Source organism: Intrasporangium sp. (genome assembly GCF_032907665.1).
In the GTDB taxonomy this organism is placed as follows: Bacteria; Actinomycetota; Actinomycetes; order Actinomycetales; family Dermatophilaceae; genus Intrasporangium.
In genome coordinates this window covers 3414-8015 of the sequence record NZ_JAJJPG010000151.1, presented here as the reverse complement: position 1 = coordinate 8015, position 4602 = coordinate 3414, and the positions used below count along the sequence as shown (strand labels likewise).

Annotated in this window: 5 protein-coding genes; all 5 read right to left on the bottom strand. The window is 69.8% G+C overall.

What is annotated here, in order from left to right; all coding sequences use genetic code 11:
- Positions 1–368: 368 nt before the first annotated feature.
- The gene (locus LOY02_RS16530) at positions 369–974 is read right to left on the bottom strand and encodes a response regulator transcription factor (RefSeq protein WP_317183468.1); all 606 of its coding nucleotides are present in this window, start codon (positions 972–974) and stop codon (positions 369–371) included.
- Positions 971–2080: a sensor histidine kinase gene (locus LOY02_RS16525; RefSeq protein ID WP_317183467.1), complete on the bottom strand. Its 1110-nt coding sequence runs from the start codon at positions 2078–2080 to the stop codon at positions 971–973. Before LOY02_RS16525 ends, LOY02_RS16530 begins: the two co-directional genes overlap by 4 nt.
- A 44-nt stretch (positions 2081–2124) precedes the next feature.
- Positions 2125–2946, bottom strand: a complete 822-nt coding sequence (locus LOY02_RS16520; RefSeq protein WP_317183466.1) for an ABC transporter permease — start codon at positions 2944–2946, stop codon at positions 2125–2127.
- On the bottom strand, positions 2943–3908 hold the full coding sequence (locus LOY02_RS16515) for an ABC transporter ATP-binding protein (RefSeq protein WP_317183465.1): 966 nt from the start codon (positions 3906–3908) through the stop codon (positions 2943–2945). The genes LOY02_RS16520 and LOY02_RS16515 overlap by 4 nt, the downstream gene beginning before the upstream one ends.
- A 171-nt stretch (positions 3909–4079) precedes the next feature.
- The coding region (locus LOY02_RS16510) for a VOC family protein (protein ID WP_317183464.1) at positions 4080–4602 on the bottom strand (523 nt) is incomplete at its 5' end.

Sequence of the window (4602 nt, the reverse complement as noted above, 5' to 3'; positions counted from 1 at the left end):
CGGCGGGATGAGTACTCGTAGGAGTACGAGGCGATCCGGTCGGTCGCGGCCAAGCCAGGGGTCGGGTAGGCGACGACCTGACACCGACCGTCGCCAATGCGCTTCGCTCCTCTCACCGAAGACCGTCACCCCGGCCGGATCGGCGAGGCAGGACGCCAGGGGGCTCTCGAGGCATTCGACATCCCTGCTGCGCCGCCACGACTCTCCGCCGGAGCTCCTGCGCCAGCGAGCAGGCCTTGAGTCCTGGACGGAACGCTTGGCGCCGCCGGCCACGCGGGACCCGGGCCGGGGCTGGGAATCAGCTCAGCGGCATACGGCCTGAGTCGGTTTGCCTTCTCTACGGTGGTCACGGTCCGTCCACGACTACATCACAGCCATCCCCGGTCGCGTGCCTGCCGGGCTGCCGCGACGCGGTTGGAGGCTCCGAGCTTGCTCATCGCCTCGGACAGGTAGTTGCGCACCGTGCCCTCGGACAGGTGCAGCTGGCCGGCTATCTCGCCGTTGGACAGCCCGTCGCCGGCCAGACGGAGGACCTGGCGCTCGCGATGGGTCAGCGGGTCTGGCGCGCCCCACGCGTCGGCGGCGAGCTGGGGGTCGATGGCGCGCCCGCCGGCGTGCACGTCGCGGACGGCCTGGGCCAGGGCGCTGGCGGGCGCGTCCTTGAGCAGGTACCCGACGGCACCGGCGTCCAGCGCCCGCCGTAGGTACCCGCTGCGGGCGAACGTGGTCAGGATGACGACGCGGGTCGGCAGGCCGCGTCGTCGGACCTCGGCGGCCACCTCGAGCCCCGTCATCCGGGGCATCTCGATGTCCGTCAGCAGGACGTCGGGCCGCAACGCCTCAACCAGGCGCACGGCGTCCTCGCCATCAGCGGCGGTGCCCGCCACGGTGATGTCGGCCTCCAACCCCAGGAGGGTGCCCAGGGCACCGAGGACCATGAGCTGGTCCTCGGCCAGGACCACGGTGATGGTCATCGCCCACCCCATTCCTCTGCCTGGCGCCCGTCGGTGGCCGTCCCCGCCAGGGGCACCGTCACCTCGACCACCGTCCCGCGTCGGCCATCACGGCCCTTCGCGTCGCGCACCACGACAAGGCCACCAAGGGCGGCGATTCGCTCGCGCATGCCGGTGATCCCGGATCCCGCCAATCCCGCGGAGCCGCGGCCGTCGTCGCTCACCTCGAGGCGAACAGCAGTCCCGACCGTGGCGATGCTGATGGTCGCGCGCTGGGCGCCAGCGTGGCGAACCACGTTGGTCACGGCCTCGCGGAGCGCCATGGCCAGTGCGGACTCGTGCTCAGGGCGCAGATCGGTCGGGTCGGCGTGCACCTCGACGTCGACGCCTGCTGCCTCCAGCGCCACCCGTGCCCCGTCGACCTCGGCGCCGAGACCGCGGGCCCGGTACCCGGCTACCGCAGCCCGCACCTCGCCCAGGGCCTCGCGGCCGATCTGCTCAATGTCGTTGATCTCGGCCGCTGCCCGATCCGGGTCTGCGCGCACGAGTCGTGCGGCCAGCTCGGACTTCAGCACGATGACCGACAAGGTGTGCCCGAGCAGGTCGTGCAGGTCCCGCGCGATCCGCTCCCGTTCGGCGATCGTCGCCAGCCGCTCGATCTCCTCATCGGCACGCAGGAGACGCTGATTCGCCCGGCCGCGCTCCGCGTCGAGGATGCTCGTTGCCCCGACAACCGGGGTGAAGAGCAGTGCGGGGCCGAGCGCGGCCAGCCGCCACGGCAGCGGAATCGGCGAGATCAGGAAGACCAGCCCGACCACTCCTACGAGAGCGGCGACCACCTGTACGGCCCGACGGACGGGGTACAGGCGACTTGCCATGGCCGCTGCGTAGATCGCGAACACGCTGGCCCCACTGTTGACCAGCGAACCCGCGAGGGCCAGGGCGCCAAGGATCGCGATGAGGATGAGGATCTGCCGGTCGTTGCGAGCCCGGAACGACGCTGCGTAGATCGGCAGGAACAGGGCGATCAGCACCGCGACAGCGAGCCAGTCCAAGGCGCCGGTCGAGGGGTTGAACAGGGGCTGGTAGAACAGTGCGCCGAGATAGACCAGCCAGACGTAGCGCATGTCAACGGGCGGGGGACGGCGGGCTCTGGCTCATCAGGTGCGCCTCATCCGTAGGTGCGGCCCTCGTCGCGCCGGAATCCCCACGCGGCAACGGTCAGGAAGAACCCCGTGAACGCTAGCAGCACGACGGCGTGCAGCGCCTGCGATCCACTCTCAGAGGCACCGACGGTGCCCAGGGCGAGTTGAGCGAAGTGATAGGGCGGCAGTGCCGGTGCGATCCCCTGCACGAAGGCGGGCAGTTGGTGGATCGGGATCCACAACCCTGAGGCGAACGCCATCGGTAGGTAGATCAGGTTCAGCATGGCCGGTGCGGAGTTCGGGCCCACGAGGTAGCCGAAGGCCAAGCCCATCGCCGAGAACGGCAGCGCCCCAACCAGGAGCACGAGGCCGAGGCTGATCCACTGGGGGGCGGACATGCTCACACCACCCAGTGTGGCCCCGAGGAAGAACAGCGCGCCGATGATCAGCGCGGAAACCGTCGTGCTCATCACGACCTTGGCCACGAAGTAGGCCTGTGGGGGCATCGGGGAGACGCGCTTGAGTCGCATCCAGCCCTGCCCGCGTTCGACCGCGACCGAGACCCCGAAGCCGAACAGGGCCGCGCCGATCACCCCAAAGGTGCCATAGGTCGCCAGCATGTAGGTGGTCCTGCCGACACCGCCGGTCTCCTCGCCGCCGAACGCCAACCCGAAGAGCACGTAGAACACCACCGGCAGAGCGATCGTGCTCACGGCGAAGATGGGGATGCGGATCAGCTTGAGGAACTCATGTCGCGCCTCGGTGACGTAGATCCTCACCAGAGTCGGCCGGGGCACCCCGGCATCGGTCGTCGCAGGTGTCGCAGGTGTCGCAACGGGTGTGGTCATCGTGCTTCCTCCAGGTCACTGGTCAGGGCGAGGAAGGCCTCCTCGAGGCTTGGTTCGGTGACAGTCACCCCGGTGGCCGAGGGATCCAGGTCGAGCAGCGCGCGCAGGACGGGCTCGGCGGCTCGGGCGTGCAGCTCGAGCCACGGGCCCTCGCGTGATGCGCGAGCCACCCCGGGCCACTCGCTCGCCACGGCCAGGCTCACCGAGGTCTGGGCACGGACCCGTCGCCCAGGCACCCGGGCCTTGACCTCTGCGGGCCTTCCCTGGGCGATCACCACACCGCGGTCGATCACCACGATCCGATCAGCCAGGGCATCGGCTTCCTCGAGGTAATGGGTGGTGAGCACCACGCCACGTCCCGACCCGGACAGCTCGCGCAACGTGGCCCACAGGCCGTGCCGAGCCTCGACGTCCAAACCGGTGGTCGGCTCGTCGAACACGACCAGATCGGGATCGCCCGCCACGGCGAGGCCGAACAGCACGCGACGCTGCTGGCCGCCGGAGAGCTCGCCGAACATGCGGCCCTCGAGCCCGTCGAGGCCCGCCGCGGTGACGACCTGCGCCATCGGCAGGGGAGCGGGGTAGTAGCCCCGGAACTGGGTGAGCAGCTCGCGCACCCGCAGCGTCTGCGGTACGCCCGAGGCCTGGAGCATCACGCCGAGACGCCGCCGCGCCCGCACGTCGCGGGGGTCGAGCCCGAAGAGTCGTGCGCTTCCGGACGTGGGTGCCGTCAGGCCCGTCAGCATCCCGATCGCCGTGGACTTGCCGGCCCCGTTGGGCCCCAGGAGGGCCAGGAGCTCGCCTGAACGCACCTCCAGATCCAGTCCACTGACCGCCTGAACCGTTGTCGAGCCCTTACCGAACTGCTTGGAGGCACCGAGCAGTTCTGCGAGGACCCGGGTGTCGTGGCTGGTGGGTAGGTGAACGGGTAGGGACTGGTGTGTCTGCTGCGTGATCGTCATACCGCAAGGCTCACGCCCGTGGTGCTGAGGCAGTAGTGCCCGGAATCATGACCTCGGCATGACGGATGTCATGCCGAGGTGGCGGTGAACGTCCCGCCGGCCCGCACGATCCTCCGGCGCTGGACCGTTCCGGCGCTGGACCGTTCCGGCGCTGGGCCGTTCACCGGTCGGTCACGTGACCGGCTCGGCCAGCGCGACCATGATGCCCGCGGGCCCGCGGAGGTAGCAGAGCCGGTAGCTGTTCTCGTAGCGCACCAGCTCGCCGACGAGTTCGACTCCATGTCGCTGCAAGCGGTCGAGGATGTCGTCGAGGTTCTCCACGGCGAACATGATGCGATGGCTGCCCAGCGTGTTCGCCGGAGCGCGCGGGTCACCGTCTCGGCTCGACGGCGATTGGTACGTGGTCAGCTCGAGCCGTCCGTGGCCGTCTGGTGTGCGCATCATCGCGATGTCCGTTCGGACTCCTTCGAGCCCAAGGAGGCGATCCACCGCGCTGCCCTCGATCGTCGCCTCGCCTTCCAACTCGAGTCCGAGCTCGGCGAAGAACGCGATTGCGGTCGCGAGGTCGTCGACGACGATGGCGACGTTGTCCATCCGCTGGATCGTCCCGCGCCCCGAGTGGAGGCCCCGCACGTCGGTGTCGTCCATGGTGATCTCCTTTCGGCTGGCCGCCTGGGTTCGGCGCTCCGACTGG

Coding starts and splice junctions, on each gene's coding strand:
- LOY02_RS16530 (WP_317183468.1), bottom strand. CDS start 974: ATGACCATCACCGTGGTCCTGGCCGAGGACCAGCTCATGGTCCTCGGT.
- LOY02_RS16525 (WP_317183467.1), bottom strand. CDS start 2,080: ATGCGCTACGTCTGGCTGGTCTATCTCGGCGCACTGTTCTACCAGCCC.
- LOY02_RS16520 (WP_317183466.1), bottom strand. CDS start 2,946: ATGACCACACCCGTTGCGACACCTGCGACACCTGCGACGACCGATGCC.
- LOY02_RS16515 (WP_317183465.1), bottom strand. CDS start 3,908: ATGACGATCACGCAGCAGACACACCAGTCCCTACCCGTTCACCTACCC.